The sequence below is a fragment of the Gallaecimonas pentaromativorans genome, from assembly GCF_003751625.1.
Classification (GTDB): domain Bacteria; phylum Pseudomonadota; class Gammaproteobacteria; order Enterobacterales; family Gallaecimonadaceae; genus Gallaecimonas; species Gallaecimonas pentaromativorans.
This window is the reverse complement of sequence record NZ_RJUL01000011.1, coordinates 141,914-156,524: the sequence shown is the minus strand read 5'-3', so window position 1 is coordinate 156,524 and position 14,611 is coordinate 141,914. Positions and strand designations below refer to the sequence as shown.

Genomic DNA, 14,611 nt, shown 5'->3' with positions numbered 1-14,611 from the left:
CCAGACCGGTCATATCCACGCTGCATCCGGCCAAAATACAGCAAGTATCCAGCGAGAAAGAAAAAATGCCAGTCAGCTTAACTGACTGGCATTAGGCCAAGCCCCGGTTTTTATTACGCTCAGCGACCGTCTTCAAAGGTAGCGGTGGCGGAGACTTCCGTGGTGGTACCGGCGTCGAGGTCAATCAGGGTTGCCGTGGCCTTAAAAGGGACAAAGGCGCGGATCACGGCGGTACAGGTGGTAGCGTTGGCGGCGCAGGCCGGGGTGTCCCAGTCGATGTAGTAATTGGCCGGCAGGTTATCTACCCGAAATACCGCCGTGGCGGTTTTGGCGCCCCAAACGATATTCAGGCAGTGATTGGGGGTGAACTCATCATAAGCGCGAGTATCGATATAGCAGCTCATGCCAGCGGCAAAAACGCTGCTGGAACCCAGGGCCAGCAAGGCGGCGGCAAGATAACGCTTTTTCATTCTTTCTCTCCTTGAATTTCCTTGAATATGAAGGCGTTAAACTGCGAACGCCTCTTCATTGGAAAAAACAGGAGTGCAAAAAACAACCTGTCGTCAACCCCTGGGGATTGATGCAGTTGTCTTACCGATAAAGCCATTCTTGAAGACGCCGTGCCCCTTGGTGTGGAATCCCTTCCCCTGTTTAGTCCCCGCCTGACTCCCCTAGTCTGCGGATGTCGGCCCTGATGAGCAGGGCCCATCAGCACTAAGGATCAGTCGATGAAAACCAGAGCAACGTATCTCAGCAAGGGCCTGAGCTTTGTCCTCGCGCTGTTCAGCCTGGCGTGGCTTGGCACAACAGCCGCTCGGGCCGACCCACCGGCCACCATTGCCAACTGCGCCGGGATAAAGGATGCCTACCCGATACTAGGCACTCAGTGCACCACGGCCTACGCCAAGATAAGTCACGCCCCCGCCGATGCCGATGAGCGCCTGGCAAGCTTCAATGCCAGGGTGTCGGTGTTAACGCTCTTTCGTAAGGCCCTGCTATGCAACGGCATGTTTGGTGCCAGTAGCCAGGTACAGCAGCGTTTTAAATCGGGCGAACAGGGCCACCTTGATCAGGTTGACCAGCTCCGCAACAGCATGGTGGCCAACCATGACCCCAATGTACCGGCCGCCGTTACCCAGCAGGATCTGAACCAGATCAGTATTCGTAAGCAGCAATGTAAGTAACGGTACGGGCCCCTACTAGGGGCCCGTCAACCCTGGCGAGATAGCGCCTGCGGGGCCGTTTCGACCAAGTTATCCAGCGCGGCAGCCAGACTGGGGTGGAAGGTCAACACCCCGCTAATCGGTGCCACCTTGGCCCGGGCCAGGGTTTTAAGGGGCTGGAACTGCAGGTCGGCGATCAATAGCTGGGTCTGTTCTTTTTGGCAGCGCTCCACCAGCTTGTTGAGGGCAGCCAGGCCGCCGGCATCCAGCAGGGGCACTCCGTCCATGTAAAGCACCAGACCCTTGGCATCGCGGCTCATGGCGGCCAATTCCCCGAAGATCCGGTCAGCGGCAGCAAAAAACAGCGGGCCGCTTATTTTAAAGACATGCCAGCCGGGGGGCAGCGGATTGGGCACCTGGCGGCGGTTGCCTGAGATATCGCTGATCCGGGTCATGGCGGCGAGATCTTTCATAAACAGCACGCAGGCCAGCAAGATGCCGGCGGTAATGGCCACCACCATGTCAAACAGCACCGTCAGGCTAAAGCAGGTGACCAGCACCCAGATATCACCCTTGGGAGCAGATTTGAGCATTTTCAGCGACTTGGGCGCCTCGCTCATGTTCCAGGCCACCAACATCAGCAAGGCGGCCATGGCCGGCATCGGCAAGTAAGCCAGCCAGGGGCCCAGCAGCACTAGGCCCAGCAGCACCACCAAGGCATGGATCACCGCAGCCAGGGGCGAGCTGGCCCCGGCCCGGAAGTTGGCGGTCGAGCGGGCAATAGCGGCGGTGGCGGTAATACCGCCAAAAAACGGGGTGATGATATTGCCGATACCCTGGCCCAGCAGCTCGCTGTTGGCGCTGTGGCGCCGGCCTGTCATGCCGTCCAGCACCACGGCGCACAGCAGGGACTCGATGGCCCCCAGCATGGCGATGGCAAAGGCCGCTGGCAGCAGCGCCTTGAACAGCCCCCAGCTCAGCTCAAGGGGCTGGCCATCAGGGCCGGCTTGTAACCAGGGCAGGGAAAAATGCGGCAGCAGCGGCGGAATACCGGCGCCCTGGCTGCCGTCGGCCAGCACGTAGCTGAATCGTGAGCCGATGGTGGCCACATCCAGCCCCATCAGGTTAAGAGCGTAGGCCACCACCGTGCCCAGCAACACCGCCGGCAGGTGCGGCGGCACCGGGGTTTTGAGCTTGGGCCAAATCAGCAGCATGGCCAGGGTCAGCCCCGCCACCAACAGCGACGGCCAATGGGCCGTGGGCAGCGCCTCAATCAGGGCCAGCACCTTGTGCAGGTAATCTTCCGGCATCTGGGTAAGGGTGAGGCCGAGAAAATCCTTGAGCTGCAAGGTGGCGATCACCACCGCTATGCCGCCGGTAAAGCCCAGGGTAACCGCTTCTGGAATGTATTCAATCAGCCGCCCCAGGCGCAGCAGCGCCATCAGCAGCAGCATGACCCCGGCCATGGTGGAGGCCAGTAGCAAACCGCCCAGGCCAAACTGCTGGGCGATGGGATAGAGGATCACCACAAAGGCGGCGGTGGGGCCGGAGATGGAGAACCGCGAGCCGCCGCTAAGCGCAATAAGGGTGCCGGCAATGATGGCGGTATACAGGCCGTATTGCGGCGGTACACCACTGGCGATGGCCAGGGCCATGGACAGCGGAATGGCGATAATGCCGACGGTCAGGCCGGCCAAAACGTCTTTGAGCAGCCGGGCGGGGCCATAGCCTTCAGCCAGAGCTTCTCTAAGGGCAAAGGCCAACTTGAGGGAAAAAAGATGCGCGCGGTGGGGCACAAGGTCCTCCAGACCAAAAGGGTGAAACCCAAGGCGCCATTATAAAGCCGGGGACGGGTCCTACAATATCCCCTTATTTATTAAGGAATAATTTTCAGGCACAAAAAAGCCACCTATTGGTGGCTTTGGCGGCGCGGGCAATTGCTCAGGCCGTGGTGTCGATAATGGTGCCGAGCATTTCATCGGCGGTCTTGATGACCTTGGTGGCGGCCGCAGACTCGGTCTTGGCCACTTGCAGCTCAACCAGAGGCTCGGCGTTCACATTACCCCGCGCCAGGGTATAGGCCGCATCGCTGGCCCGGGTCTCGGCAGTGTATTGCAGGTTAACGCCATGGTTCATGATGGTATTCATGAAGCACCTCCTTATCGGTTTTCGCAGTGTACGCCATTTGCGCAGCACTGGCCAAACTTTCGGCAATGGCCCGCGCTAAAGGTTCCATGAGGGTCGACCTTACTGGCCCTTGAACTGGCCGATAAAGGCGCGCACCGCTGCGGCCGTCTCTTCTGGGTGGGAAATAAAAGGCGCGTGGGAGCTGTGCTCAAACACCTGGTGGCGGCTACCTGGCGCCAGGGCGTCTACCAGTTCGGCCTGCTTGACAGGCACCAGGGCGTCGAGGCGGCCGTAGAGGCGCAAAAACGGCAGGCGCAGTGCCGCCAGCTCGCCGCGAAGGTCAGTGTTATCAAGCATGGCCAGGCCCCCAGCCAGAGCCTCAAGGCTTGGTAGCGGCCGCTCAGCCACCTTTTCGCGCAGCAGCTTGATATCGGCTTTGGCACTGGGTGCCCCCATAGCCTGAATGGCCAGGAAGCGGTCAATCACTTGCTGCAGGTCCCCCTCAAGGGCGCCGGCGAACTGCTTGAGCACCAAAGGCTTAATACCAGGCCAATGCTCCTCGGCCACAAAGGAAGGGCTGGAGGCAAGGGTGATAAGCCCCCGAGGCCGGCCATACCCCTTGATGGCGGCCTGGGTGGCAGCCAGCCCCCCCAAAGACCAACCCAGCCATACCGCGTCTTCGGGCACTTTGTCGGCCAGGGCCCTGGCCAGGCCGTCGATTTCGCGGTGCGATGGCTCATTGGCGGCATCGCCAAATCCGGGTAGATCGACCACCCTTATGTCCAGGCCCTCAAGATGGGGCAACAAGGAAGAAAACACTGCACCGTTGACACCCCAACCGTGCAGCATCACCAAGGTGGGTGCTGACATATGACCTCCGCATTTTCGCGCATCCTAGCCCGGCTGGGCGCCCAGGCCAAGCCCGAGGGGCTCTGTTGGCTATGCCTGGAGCCGAGTGCGCTGCCGCTTTGTAGCTGCTGCCTGGCAGACCTGCACCGGCCGCAGTCTCGCTGCCGGCGCTGCGCCGAGCCGGGGCCGGCCCTTTGCCGCCAGTGCGCCCGCCAGCCACCGCCCTTTGATGAGGTACATGCTGGCGTGCCTTACGGCCCGCCCTTTTCGCATTTAATTCATCGCTTCAAATATCAGCGCCAATGGTGGCTTGACGCTCCATTATGCCAGCCGCTGCTGGCCACGCTAACGGCGGTAGATCTGCCCGACTGCCTGGTGCCGGTGCCCATGCACTGGTCTCGGCGGCTGTGGCGGGGTTTTAATCAGTCGGTGCTGCTGGCAAATTACCTGGGTAAGGCGTTGGGGGTGCCGGTGGCGGCCGGGTTGGTACAAAGCAATCGCGCCACCGCTCATCAGCAAGGTCTTGGCAAAAGGGCGCGCCGGCAGAATCTCAAAGGCGCCTTTAGCCTCACCGGCCCAGTACCCCGACACCTGGCCCTGGTGGATGATGTGATGACCACCGGCACCACGGTGGCCGCCTTGGCGCAGCTACTCAAAGCCGCAGGCTGTGAACGGGTGCAGGTATGGTGCCTGGCCAGGGCATGACGGATTGACAACTGTTTGAAAAAAAAGCAAACAATCTGCTCCCCGATGACAGCAGCCCGGTAATTCGATACAAAGGCAGCTCTGCTTAATTACCCTGTTGCCGCCGTGAACCTCGACCTGTTCACCATCATTCTGACCGCCCTATTTGCCCTTTGCGGCCTTGTCAGCCTGCACCTGCTGAGCCAGTTGCTGGGGCTGGTGCTGTTCCGTAACGACGGCAAAGCCGGCCGCCGTATCGACCGGCTGCTGGTGTCCTTGTGTATCAGCCTCACCAGCCTGCTGCTGCTGATGACCATGCCCCAGGCCATGGGCATTCGCCCGCTGTGGTTTATGGGCTAGGGCCAAGCGGCCCTGCCAGCTATCAAAAGTTGAAATAAAGGGCGTTGCTGAGCCAGCGCTCCGAGCCGCGCTGCACACCGCGAAAACTCACATCGTCCAAAAACGCCACCACCGTGCCCTGGCCAAAATGCTGGGCCACAGCGGCTGCCGTACCCGCCAGGGCCTTGGCGTTTTGCGGCGCCATAAAGCCTGCCAGCAGCGGTTTGGCGTCATAGCGGGCCGGCACCGTGAACTCGCCGGCCACCTTGGCCAGCATCACTTCGTGGTCTCGCATCAGCGCCAGGGTGTCACTGCCCAAGCCGTAATTGAGGGGGTGGCTTGGGTCCAGATCCGCCAGCACCTGGGTGCCGGCAATGAGGGTTTGGGCCCGGTGGCTGCCCTTGTCGCCATAACCCTGGCCGTCGGTGGAAAAGCTCGCCAGGCGGGCTTTGTCATCCACCAGCTCGGCATTGAGCAGGCCACTGTGCACGCCCCAAGCCACGGCGTCGGTCATCAGGACTAGGTGGCCACCCTGCTGCACCCACTGGGCCAGGCGCTGGCTTTGCAGGGGGTTGAGGGCAATAGGCGCCGCCGCCGGCACGATAAGGTGGGTGAATTCGCGAAGATCCAGCCAGGGCAGCACGCTGTCGTCCAGCAGCGTTACCGCCAGCCCGGCCTTGGTATCGAGGCTCTGCCAAACGCCACCGGCGCGCTGGGCGTTGATATCCCGCCCCACCAGCAGCCCCACCTTGGGCAGGGTGACCCGTTGCAGGCCGCGGCTGCCAAGGCTGACACCGCTTTGGGAAAAGCCGCTGTCCATGCCTTGGATGGCGAGCCCATGGCGGCGGCTGAGTCGGTCCAGGGTCGCCACCAGCTCCGCTGGTTGCTGGGCGCCGGCCGGGATCAGCATGTCCCCCGCTTTGAGGTGCACCTGGCCGTTATCAGCTTCTCCCGGCAGCGCAAACACCTTGATGCCGGCTCTGAGCACATCGGCCAACAGCGCCGGGGCCCGGCTGTCGGCCCAGTCAAAGGCCCAGGCGTAATGAGCCGTTACCGGTGCCGGCGCGGCCTTGGCTGGCTGCCAGGGCTTGCCATTAAGCGCCTTGCTGTAGGACCAGCCGCCCACCGGCAGCACCTCGATGTTGTAGGCCAGGCCCAGGTTCCAGGCAGAGACATCGTAAAAGGTGTTGTCTTCAAACTCGGTTTGGCGGCTGAACACCGATTTGAGTAAGCGGTACTGGGGCTGGCGCGCGTCGATAAAAAGGTCGCGGCCTTTATGCAGCTTTTCGCCGCCAAGGCTGATGTCTTCGCCCAGCTTGCTGACCTTGATGCCGTGCTGGCTCAGCAGCGCCGCCAGATCGTCCAGCCGCGCCTGGTCTCCCGGGTTTTTCAGCACATAGCCCTTGGTTTTGTCCTGGTCGGCAAGAGCCAGGGCGTTTTTGAAAAACGCGCCTTGGTAACTTGCCAGCGCCGCCTTGTTGGCCAGCACCCCGGCCAGCAGCGCCTTGCTGGCGGTAAGCTGGTTTTCGATGGTGAAGGTAAAGCTCATCTCACCAAACGGCGTAGCTACCTGCATGCCGCGGGCGCGGGCCTGCTCGTAGAGGATGCCGATGGCCCCCAGGGCGTCGCCATAACTGGAGGCCTTACCCCAGTAGAAATCGTCATAAGACTCGCCGGTAAAGTAGAGCCGCTGCTGCTGGTCCATGCCCTTGGCTACCGACTGGGCCAATTGGCGGGTCAGGGCCTGGTTTTGCGCCGGGGTCAGGGGGTTGACCCGGCTGGCCACCCCAGGCTGCATGAAAAAGGTGCTGTCGGGGCCCATTTCGTGGAAGTCCCCAAACACCGCCGGCAGCCATTGCTGCCAAAACCGGATGCGGTTTTGAGAAGCCGGGTGGGTTAGTAGTAGCCAGTCGCGGTTCAGATCAAAACCATAGTGCGACAGCCGCCCGGCAGGGAAGTCTTGCCAGCGGGTGCGGTGGCTCAGGGAATCGGAATTATGCTGGCCTTGCATGTTGTTGGCGTAATTGGCGTAGCGGTCCAGGCCATCGGGGTTGAGGGCTGGGTCCATCAGCACCACGGTGTTGTCGAGGATGGCGCCCACTTCCTGGGTGTCGCTGGCCGCCAGCCAGTAAGCCACCAGCGGCGCGGCATTGGCGCCGGAGGGTTCGTCGCCGTGCACCGAGTAGCCCAGCCAGACAATGCTGGGCAGATCCGCCTGGGCTTTACCCTCCAGCACCTGAAGGTGTTGGCTGCGAATAGCCTCCAGCCGCGCCAGGTTTTTGGGGCTGGAGATGGCCAGCAGCACCTGCTGTCGCCCCTCAAGGGTCTGGCCAATGTTGATGGTTTTGATGCGGTCAGATTGCCCCGCCAGCGCCGCCAGGTAGCGCTGCTGCTCGTCAAAACGCAGGTGGCGCTCACCAATGCCAAAGCCCAGTACCGCCTCCGGGCTTGGCAGCGCCGGGTTGAAGCTTTCGCCGGGAAAATACTCGCTACTGGACTGGGCCCAGGCCAAAAGCGGGGTAAGTAGCAGGGGAATAAGGCGTTTCATGGCGTGTCGCTGTCAGGGAAATCTGGGTTTAGGCTACCTAAAGCAACAGCGGCATAACAGGTTGATTACCTTTTCAAAGCGGCGGCTGAGCGGCCAACAGCGCGGCCAAGTGGGCAAGGCGGCGCTTTTTTTGGCGCCAGGGCAGATAGGCCAGCAGCGCCGCCAGCACCACAGCCGGAAGGGTAGCCAGCTCGGCGGCCAGGGTCAGCCCCTGGTGGCGCAGGTAACCGATGGCGATGCCGCTCAGCACCATGGCCACCAACAGCGCCAGCCACAGGCTGTTACCCACCGCCAAAGGCCGCTGGGCCACCTCAATCTGTAGCCACAGAGCCAGCTGTTGTTGCTGGTGGGCATCCAAGCGCTGATAGCTTTGCTGCCAATCTGCTTTGGCAACCTCATCGAGGCGCCGGGCGGCCATCAGCCCCAAAGCCCGGCGCGCCAGGCTGCGAAGGCCAAGGGGCAAGGCTTTTTGGCGCATCAGCCTTTACCTGCCAGCAGCAGCGCCAGGTTGCGCTGGCGCAGTTTAAGGCGGGTGCGATGGGCCACTACCGCCCCCAACAGCAACAGCAGCGGCGGCAAGAACACCCAAAAGAACACCGTGCCCTGGGCCTTTGGGTCCAGCAGCAACAGGGCGCCGGCGATCATCACCGCCGCCAGCGCCACAAACCGGCGCAGCCAGGCGGGGTATTTTTCGCGGTTACCGGCCGCCACCGATTTTTGCAGCCAATTTGCAACGCGCTCCTGGTCCCGCTCGGCCAGGGCGGTAAAGCGCTGCTGCCAAAGGCCGAGGGCATCGCTTTGGCTCAGCCTTGCGCTACCCAGCAGGGTCCAGCCTTCCTGGGCCAGGGCATGGAGGGGGTCGGGCAATTGGGGGCTCATGAATAAGGCTTTTTGGTTAAGGCGATTGGGGCGACCAATTTACTGCTTTGTGCTTTGGCTACCAAGCGCGTTATCATAACCCAGTAAAGTAGTCAGGTTTTATGAGAGGCACCATGATCCGCATCTCCGAGGCCGCCCAGGCCCATTTCAGCAAACTGCTGGCCGACCAGCCCGACGGCACCAATATTCGGGTTTTTGTGGTCAACCCCGGCACCACCAACGCCGAGTGCGGTGTGTCCTATTGCCCGCCGGACGCTGTGGAAGCCACCGATGTCCGCCTGCCTTTCAGCGGCTTTGACGCCGTGGTCGACGAAGCCTCCACGCCCTTCTTGGAAGAGGCAGAGATTGATTTCGTGACCGACCAGATGGGCTCCCAGCTGACCCTCAAGGCCCCCAACGCCAAGGTCCGCAAGGTTGCCGACGACGCTCCGCTTATCGAGCGGGTCGAGTACATGATCCAGTCCCAGGTCAACCCGCAACTGGCGGGGCACGGCGGCCGGGTGGCGGTGATGGAAATCACCAAAGACGGCGTAGCAGTGCTGCAATTTGGCGGCGGCTGCAACGGCTGCTCCATGGTGGACGTCACCCTCAAAGAAGGCATCGAGAAAGAACTACTGGCCGCCTTCCCGGGCGAGCTGAGCGGTGTCAAAGACATGACCGAGCACCAAGCCGGCGAGCATTCCTACTACTGATGCGCCAGCTCATTTATCGCCTGGGCAGCGAGCCCAGGCGATCCATGCGCCGCTTCCTCTCCGGCTTTGCACTGTTCGTACTGGGCCTGTTCTTCGTTTATATGGGCGCCAAGGGCAACCCGCTGCTGCAGGTGCCTGGCCTGTTCTTTGCCATTCCCGGTTTCGCGCTGGCGGCCTGGGGTTATCTTGGCATCTTCTGCAACCGCTTTAGCCAGTTTCTTGACCGCTGATAAATCCCGGTTTTCGGTAGATATACCAAAGACTTAAGCCTCGCATTCCCATAAAGGCGGTCAGCGCCAGCCACAAACCGTGGTTACCCAGGCCCTGGCTGACAAACCACAGCGGAAAAAACACCCCGAAGGTAGACAGCACCATGCTGTTGCGCATGTCCCGGCCCCGGGTAGCGCCGATAAAGACACCGTCAAAAAGATAACACCACAGTGCCACCAGCGGCAGCGCCACCAGCCAGGGCAGGTATTGCTCCGCCACCTGGCGCACTGCTGGCAGGTCGGTCAGCAGTGCCACCAAATGCTGCCCCGCCAGGGCAAAGAGCGCCGTAAAAGCCAGGGCAAAACCCAAGGACCAAGCGCCGCAAAGCCGCACCCAATGGCGAAAGGCCTTTTCGTCTCCCTGGCCGGCGGCCTTGCCGGTCAGGGCCTCGGCGGCGTAGGCGATACCATCCAGGGCGTAGGAGATAAGCATCAAAAAATTGAGCAGCACCGCGTTGGCGGCCACGATGTCGTCGCCCAGGCGTGCGCCCTGGAAGGTCACAAACAAAAAGCACAGCTGCAGGCAAAAGCTTCGCAGCAGAATGTCGCGGTTAAGGCTCAATAGCCGCCGCCAGCCGCTGTGGCCAAGGGCGGCGCGCCAGTCAAAGGCCGGCAGCTGCCGTTTTACCAGCCACAGCCCCAGGGCCAAGGTGGCGTAATCGGCCAGCACCGAGGCAAAAGCAGCGCCCTTGACCTGCCAACCTAGCCCCACCACAAACCATAAATCCAGCACGATATTGAGGCTGTTACCGAGGATAAGCAGCAGCATCGGGCCGCGGGTGTCCTGGCGCCCCACCAAAAAGCCCAGCAGCACCATGTTCATCAGCGCCGCCGGTGCGCTCCAGATGCGGGTAAAGAAGTAGTGCCCGGCCTGGGTGGCCACCTCGCTGGAGGCGCCACTGAGCTTGATGGCCAACAGGCCAATGGGCCACTGCAGCGCCACCATGGCCAGCGCCAGCAGCAGTGCCATGGCCAGGGCCTTGGCCAGCCAGGCCGCCAGCAAAGGGCCGTCCTGGCGGCCATGGGCCTGGGCTACCAGGCCGGTGGTGGCCATGCGTAAAAAGCCGCACAGCCAGAACAAAAAGCTCACCAGCATGGTGCCTACCGCCACGCCGCCGAGAAAGGCGGGGTCAGACAAATGGCCGATAACGGCGGTATCCACCAGTCCCAGCAGCGGCACCGTAACATTAGAGAGGATCATGGGCAGGGCCAGGGCCAGCACCCTTTTATGGTCAGACAACAAAGGCGTATTCCGTGACGTGCGACTAAAGTGCTGAGTCTGACGCCCTGTGCAACGCCGGGCAAGGTGGTTACACTTGGGGGCTTTGAGAATAAAGGAAGCACGCATAATGAAAGGGGCACTTTGCAGCCTGGCCTTGTTGTCAGCCGCCGCCACGGCGGCCACCGACATCAACTCCTACGGCAACACCGACCAGGTCAAGATCACTCACCTGGGCCTGGATCTCACCGTCGATTTCGACAAAAAGCAGCTTGCCGGCAGTGCCACCCTGGATTTCAAACGCATTGAGCCTTCCGCCAGCACCCTGGTGCTGGATACCCGCGCCCTGGACGTGAGCGACGTGCAGCAGCACGTTGACGGCCAGTGGACCGCCGCCAAATGGGCCTGGGGTGAAAAATCCGAGGCCCTGGGCACCGCCATGAAGGTGCAGTTGGCGCCCCATGCCGACCAGGTGCGGGTGAACTATCACACCACCGACGGCGCCACCGGCCTGCAATGGCTGACCCCGGCCCAGACCGCTGGCAAGAAGCACCCCTTCCTCTTTACCCAGGCCGAAGCCATTCAGGCCCGCAGCTTTATTCCGCTGCAAGACAGCCCCTCGGTGCGGGTGACCTACGACGCCACCATCCACGTGCCCAAAGGGCTGATGGCGGTGATGAGCGCCGAGAACAGCCAGAAGGTCAGTCCGGACGGGGTCTACCACTTTCATATGCCCCAGGCGGTGCCGACTTACCTTATCGCCCTTGGCGTGGGTGACCTCAAGTTCAAGGCCATGGGCAAACGCACCGGCGTTTATGCCGAGCCTTCGGTGGTGGACGCTGCCGCCAAGGAATTTGAAGACACCGAATCGATGATCCAGACGGTGGAGAAGATGTTCGGGCCTTACGCCTGGGGCCGCTACGATCTGTTAATTCTGCCCCCCAGCTTCCCCTTTGGCGGCATGGAAAACCCGCGCCTGAGCTTCATCACCCCCACCGTTATCGCCGGTGACAAATCCTTGGTGTCCCTCATCGCCCACGAGTTGGCCCATTCTTGGTCCGGCAACCTGGTGACCAACGCCAGTTGGCAGGATTTGTGGCTCAACGAAGGCTTTACCACCTACCTGACCTACCGCATCACCGAAGCGGTATACGGCAAGGACCGCGAGCGAATGGAAGCGGTGCTGGGTTATAAGGACCTGCAAGAAGACTTGGCCGCCATCGCCCCGGCCGACACCCGCCTGGTGCCCGATTTGACCGGCCGCGACCCTGACGATGCCTTCTCCGATATTCCCTACGAGAAGGGCTCGCTGATGCTCACCGAAATCGAGCACAAACTGGGCCGCAAGAAGATGGACGCCTTCTTGAAAGGCTACTTCAACAAGTTCCGCTTTCAGTCGGTGTCGACCAGCGATTTCCTCGGTTACGCCAAAGACCAAGGCCTGGATATCGACCGCCTCAAGGAATGGATCTACCAGCCTGGCCTGCCCAAGGGCGCGCCCAAGCCGGAGTCTGATGCCTTTGACAAGGTGCTGGCCGAGCAAAAGCAATGGCTCAGCGGTAAAGAAGCCGCCAGCGACGTGCCGTTCAAAGACTGGACCGCCCAGCAGCAGATCTACTTTGTGTCCGAGCTGCCAGACAGCCTGACCCAAGCCCAGATGAGCGAGCTGGACAAGGCCTTTGCCCTGACCGGCACCCGCAACACCGAAGTGGCCCACGTCTGGTATCGCCAGGCCATCAAGCACGATTACCAGCCGGCCTTTGCCGCCATGAGCGACTACCTGCGCCATATCGGCCGGCGCAAACTCATCGTGCCGCTCTACCAGATGCTGATGGAAAAACCCCAGTATCAGCAAATGGCCAGAAAGGTTTATGCCGAGGCCCGCCCCGGCTACCACCCTCTCGCCCAGAACACCCTGGATGAGATCCTGAAGTAACACCCAGGCCGCCTGGCTAGTCCAGGCGGCCTTTTTGTTGGATTTGCCATGCGTTTTCTTTTACTTGTCGCCGCTTTTGTCATCGCACCCTGCCAGGGCGCCGTGATCCTGCTCTACCACCATGTCGCCACCGACACCCCAGCCAGCACCACCACCTCGCCCCGGGATTTCCTGGCGCACATGCAATACCTCAAGGACGGCGGTTTTCAAGTGGTGCCCATGAGCGATGTGGTGGCCGAAGCCAAGGGCGAAAAGACTCTGGCCGATAAATCCGTGGCCATCACCTTCGACGACGGCTACCAGGATATCGCCGACAACGCCGCCCCCATTCTGGCCAAATTCGGTTACCCCTATACGGTGTTCATCAACCCGGACCGGACCGCCTACCCCGATATGATGTCCCAGGCCACGCTAAAGGGGCTTAAAGGCGCCACCATCGGCAACCACACTGCCGGCCACGCCCATTTGACCACCTTGCCGCTGCCGCTGGCCCGCCAGGCCATCCTCGATGGCCAACTGCCAGGCGAGCCCAAATGGCTGGCCTGGCCTTACGGCGAATACAGCCCAGCGCTTGAGAAAATCGCCGCAGACCTTGGCTACGTAGGCTTTGGCCAGCAATCAGGCCCCTCCGGCCCTTATAGCAGCCTGACCGCCCTGCCCCGCTTCCCGGCTGCTGGCCCTTATGCCAACCTCGACACCCTCAAGACCAAGCTGCTGAGCCTGCACATGCCCCTTGAGAGTTCCGATACCAGCATGATGGTCAACGACGACAAATCGCCGCCCCTGACCTTAACCCTCAAGGGCAGCGACCCCATGGCCAGCCGCTTTGCCTGTTATTTCCTGGGCCAGCGGGTCAAGCTGAGTATCCTTGGCACCACCATCAAGGTACCGGCCATCGCCTTGCCGCCGGGGCGCTCCCGCCTAAACTGCACCGCGCCGAGTAAAACCAAGGAAGGCCGTTACTATTGGTGGTCCCAGGCCTGGCTCTCGGGCAGAGGACTTGATTGATGGAAAAGCCAGAACCTTTTAAACGCCTGGCGCCGGGCCATAGGCTCTGCGCCTTGAGTGACCTTAACGATCCGGGCTCCAAAGGCTTTGTCTTTGAAAGCCCCGGTGGTGAGCGGCTGTCTATTTTTGTGGTGCGTAAAGGCGAGGCGGTGTTTGGCTACGTAAACCGCTGCCCCCATATGGGGGTGCCCTTGAGCGCGTTGCCAGACCTGTTCCTTGCCTCCGACGGGCAAATCCTTTGCGACAAGCACGGCGCCCTTTTTGATGTACAAAGCGGGCTTTGCACCGAAGGCCCCTGCCGCTACCACTACCTTCAGCAAGTGCCGGTGCAGGTGCAAGGCGGCCAGGTACTCACCGCCTGACCCCGTTACCGTTCTTGCAACAGTGATTTGCGAAGCTAAACTTTGAAGCTTACCTTCGTAAATTTCATACTGTCGCCATGAACGTCAAAGCCGATAACGCCGCCACCGCCGTTGCCCTGCGCCAGGTGCTGGGCAAGCTCAAGCGCCGCCTCCGTGAAAAAGCCCCGGCCGACCCTTTTAGTTGGTCGCAACTGGCGGTGCTTCGCCACCTGCACAGCAAAGGGCAGGCTTCGGTAAGCCAATTGGCCAAATGGGAAGGCGTGCGCTCCCAGTCCATGGGCGCCACCCTGGCCGCCATGGAGGCCGGTGGTTGGCTGGCACGTTCCCCCGATCCCCAAGACGGCCGCAAGGTGCTGTTTCAGATGAGCCCCCAATGTGAGGCTTGGCTCGCCCAGCACCGGGCCCGAAGGGATGACTGGCTGGCGTCGATCATCACCTCGCGCTTCAGCCCGCAAGAACAGGACGTTCTGGCCCAGGCAATGGAACTGCTCGAACGCATCGCCGATGCCGAATAGTCCCGCAGCTTAGGAGCAAAC

17 protein-coding genes are annotated in these 14,611 nt (G+C 61.5%); 9 read left to right on the top strand and 8 right to left on the bottom strand.

The features are described 5' to 3' along the window. Nucleotides 1-119: 119 nt before the first annotated feature. Nucleotides 120-470 carry a hypothetical protein gene (locus EDC28_RS17985; protein WP_050658834.1) on the bottom strand — a complete coding sequence of 117 codons (351 nt, stop codon included), beginning with the start codon at nt 468-470 and terminating at the stop codon, nt 120-122. Between the two features lie 258 nt (nt 471-728). Here EDC28_RS17985 and EDC28_RS17980 point away from each other — a divergent pair, with 258 nt between their 5' ends. Further along, entirely contained in the window at nt 729-1,184 is a 456-nt protein-coding gene (locus EDC28_RS17980) for a hypothetical protein (protein WP_123422528.1), read from the top strand. A 26-nt stretch (nt 1,185-1,210) separates the two neighbouring features. Here EDC28_RS17980 and dauA read toward each other — a convergent pair whose 3' ends face one another. From dauA to bioH, 3 genes are all read right to left on the bottom strand, one after another. Beyond that, nucleotides 1,211-2,959, bottom strand: coding sequence for a C4-dicarboxylic acid transporter DauA (gene dauA / locus EDC28_RS17975; protein WP_123422527.1), 1,749 nt, complete (start codon nt 2,957-2,959; stop codon nt 1,211-1,213). A gap of 145 nt (nt 2,960-3,104) precedes the next feature. Next, on the bottom strand, nt 3,105-3,311 hold the full coding sequence (locus EDC28_RS17970) for a hypothetical protein (RefSeq protein ID WP_050658837.1): 207 nt from the start codon (nt 3,309-3,311) through the stop codon (nt 3,105-3,107). A gap of 99 nt (nt 3,312-3,410) precedes the next feature. Beyond that, nucleotides 3,411-4,160 (bottom strand): pimeloyl-ACP methyl ester esterase BioH, encoded by a 750-nt coding sequence (gene bioH / locus EDC28_RS17965; RefSeq protein ID WP_123422526.1) that lies wholly within the window; start codon nt 4,158-4,160, stop codon nt 3,411-3,413. On the opposite strand from bioH, the gene EDC28_RS17960 reads away from it, so the two are divergent. Next, complete coding sequence (locus EDC28_RS17960; RefSeq protein ID WP_123422525.1) at nt 4,161-4,844, top strand: ComF family protein; 684 nt, start codon at nt 4,161-4,163, stop codon at nt 4,842-4,844. It abuts the gene before it with no gap. Between the two features lie 105 nt (nt 4,845-4,949). Further along, the gene (locus EDC28_RS17955) at nt 4,950-5,183 is read left to right on the top strand and encodes a hypothetical protein (RefSeq protein ID WP_050658840.1); all 234 of its coding nucleotides are present in this window, start codon (nt 4,950-4,952) and stop codon (nt 5,181-5,183) included. Between the two features lie 22 nt (nt 5,184-5,205). On the opposite strand, the gene EDC28_RS17950 is transcribed toward EDC28_RS17955, so the two are convergent. From EDC28_RS17950 to EDC28_RS17940, 3 genes are all read right to left on the bottom strand, one after another. Further along, entirely contained in the window at nt 5,206-7,710 is a 2,505-nt protein-coding gene (locus tag EDC28_RS17950) for a M14 family zinc carboxypeptidase (protein WP_123422524.1), read from the bottom strand. A 73-nt stretch (nt 7,711-7,783) separates the two neighbouring features. Further along, nucleotides 7,784-8,188, bottom strand: coding sequence for a hypothetical protein (locus tag EDC28_RS17945; RefSeq protein WP_123422523.1), 405 nt, complete (start codon nt 8,186-8,188; stop codon nt 7,784-7,786). After that, nucleotides 8,188-8,589 (bottom strand): hypothetical protein, encoded by a 402-nt coding sequence (locus EDC28_RS17940; protein ID WP_050658843.1) that lies wholly within the window; start codon nt 8,587-8,589, stop codon nt 8,188-8,190. The genes EDC28_RS17945 and EDC28_RS17940 overlap by 1 nt, the downstream gene beginning before the upstream one ends. A 113-nt stretch (nt 8,590-8,702) precedes the next feature. On the opposite strand from EDC28_RS17940, the gene nfuA reads away from it, so the two are divergent. Beyond that, nucleotides 8,703-9,281 carry a Fe-S biogenesis protein NfuA gene (nfuA, locus tag EDC28_RS17935; RefSeq protein ID WP_050658844.1) on the top strand — a complete coding sequence of 193 codons (579 nt, stop codon included), beginning with the start codon at nt 8,703-8,705 and terminating at the stop codon, nt 9,279-9,281. Next, nucleotides 9,281-9,511, top strand: coding sequence for a hypothetical protein (locus EDC28_RS17930; RefSeq protein ID WP_050658845.1), 231 nt, complete (start codon nt 9,281-9,283; stop codon nt 9,509-9,511). The genes nfuA and EDC28_RS17930 overlap by 1 nt, the downstream gene beginning before the upstream one ends. On the opposite strand, the gene dinF is transcribed toward EDC28_RS17930, so the two are convergent. Next, nucleotides 9,489-10,793 (bottom strand): MATE family efflux transporter DinF, encoded by a 1,305-nt coding sequence (dinF, locus tag EDC28_RS17925; protein WP_123422522.1) that lies wholly within the window; start codon nt 10,791-10,793, stop codon nt 9,489-9,491. The two genes, EDC28_RS17930 and dinF, sit on opposite strands and share 23 nt — an antisense overlap. 106 nt (nt 10,794-10,899) lie before the next feature. Between dinF and EDC28_RS17920 the strand changes: the two genes are divergently transcribed. From EDC28_RS17920 to EDC28_RS17905, 4 genes are all read left to right on the top strand, one after another. Further along, nucleotides 10,900-12,705 carry a M1 family metallopeptidase gene (locus EDC28_RS17920; protein ID WP_123422521.1) on the top strand — a complete coding sequence of 602 codons (1,806 nt, stop codon included), beginning with the start codon at nt 10,900-10,902 and terminating at the stop codon, nt 12,703-12,705. A 48-nt stretch (nt 12,706-12,753) separates the two neighbouring features. Further along, a complete protein-coding gene (locus tag EDC28_RS17915; protein ID WP_123422520.1) occupies nt 12,754-13,713 on the top strand; it encodes a polysaccharide deacetylase family protein in 960 nt (319 codons plus the stop codon). Then, the gene (locus tag EDC28_RS17910; RefSeq protein ID WP_050658849.1) at nt 13,713-14,075 is read left to right on the top strand and encodes a Rieske (2Fe-2S) protein; all 363 of its coding nucleotides are present in this window, start codon (nt 13,713-13,715) and stop codon (nt 14,073-14,075) included. Before EDC28_RS17915 ends, EDC28_RS17910 begins: the two co-directional genes overlap by 1 nt. A gap of 77 nt (nt 14,076-14,152) precedes the next feature. After that, nucleotides 14,153-14,590: a MarR family winged helix-turn-helix transcriptional regulator gene (locus tag EDC28_RS17905; protein WP_050658850.1), complete on the top strand. Its 438-nt coding sequence runs from the start codon at nt 14,153-14,155 to the stop codon at nt 14,588-14,590. The last annotated feature ends 21 nt before the right edge of the window (nt 14,591-14,611 follow it).

Bases quoted from the DNA above. Each gene is read 5' to 3' on its own strand.
- EDC28_RS17985 (WP_050658834.1), bottom strand. From the start codon at position 470: ATGAAAAAGCGTTATCTTGCCGCCGCCTTGCTGGCCCTGGGTTCCAGC.
- EDC28_RS17920 (WP_123422521.1), top strand. From the start codon at position 10,900: ATGAAAGGGGCACTTTGCAGCCTGGCCTTGTTGTCAGCCGCCGCCACG.
- EDC28_RS17970 (WP_050658837.1), bottom strand. From the start codon at position 3,311: ATGAATACCATCATGAACCATGGCGTTAACCTGCAATACACTGCCGAG.
- EDC28_RS17915 (WP_123422520.1), top strand. From the start codon at position 12,754: ATGCGTTTTCTTTTACTTGTCGCCGCTTTTGTCATCGCACCCTGCCAG.
- EDC28_RS17980 (WP_123422528.1), top strand. From the start codon at position 729: ATGAAAACCAGAGCAACGTATCTCAGCAAGGGCCTGAGCTTTGTCCTC.
- EDC28_RS17960 (WP_123422525.1), top strand. From the start codon at position 4,161: ATGACCTCCGCATTTTCGCGCATCCTAGCCCGGCTGGGCGCCCAGGCC.
- EDC28_RS17905 (WP_050658850.1), top strand. From the start codon at position 14,153: ATGAACGTCAAAGCCGATAACGCCGCCACCGCCGTTGCCCTGCGCCAG.
- EDC28_RS17930 (WP_050658845.1), top strand. From the start codon at position 9,281: ATGCGCCAGCTCATTTATCGCCTGGGCAGCGAGCCCAGGCGATCCATG.
- EDC28_RS17950 (WP_123422524.1), bottom strand. From the start codon at position 7,710: ATGAAACGCCTTATTCCCCTGCTACTTACCCCGCTTTTGGCCTGGGCC.
- bioH (WP_123422526.1), bottom strand. From the start codon at position 4,160: ATGTCAGCACCCACCTTGGTGATGCTGCACGGTTGGGGTGTCAACGGT.
- EDC28_RS17945 (WP_123422523.1), bottom strand. From the start codon at position 8,188: ATGCGCCAAAAAGCCTTGCCCCTTGGCCTTCGCAGCCTGGCGCGCCGG.
- nfuA (WP_050658844.1), top strand. From the start codon at position 8,703: ATGATCCGCATCTCCGAGGCCGCCCAGGCCCATTTCAGCAAACTGCTG.
- EDC28_RS17910 (WP_050658849.1), top strand. From the start codon at position 13,713: ATGGAAAAGCCAGAACCTTTTAAACGCCTGGCGCCGGGCCATAGGCTC.
- EDC28_RS17940 (WP_050658843.1), bottom strand. From the start codon at position 8,589: ATGAGCCCCCAATTGCCCGACCCCCTCCATGCCCTGGCCCAGGAAGGC.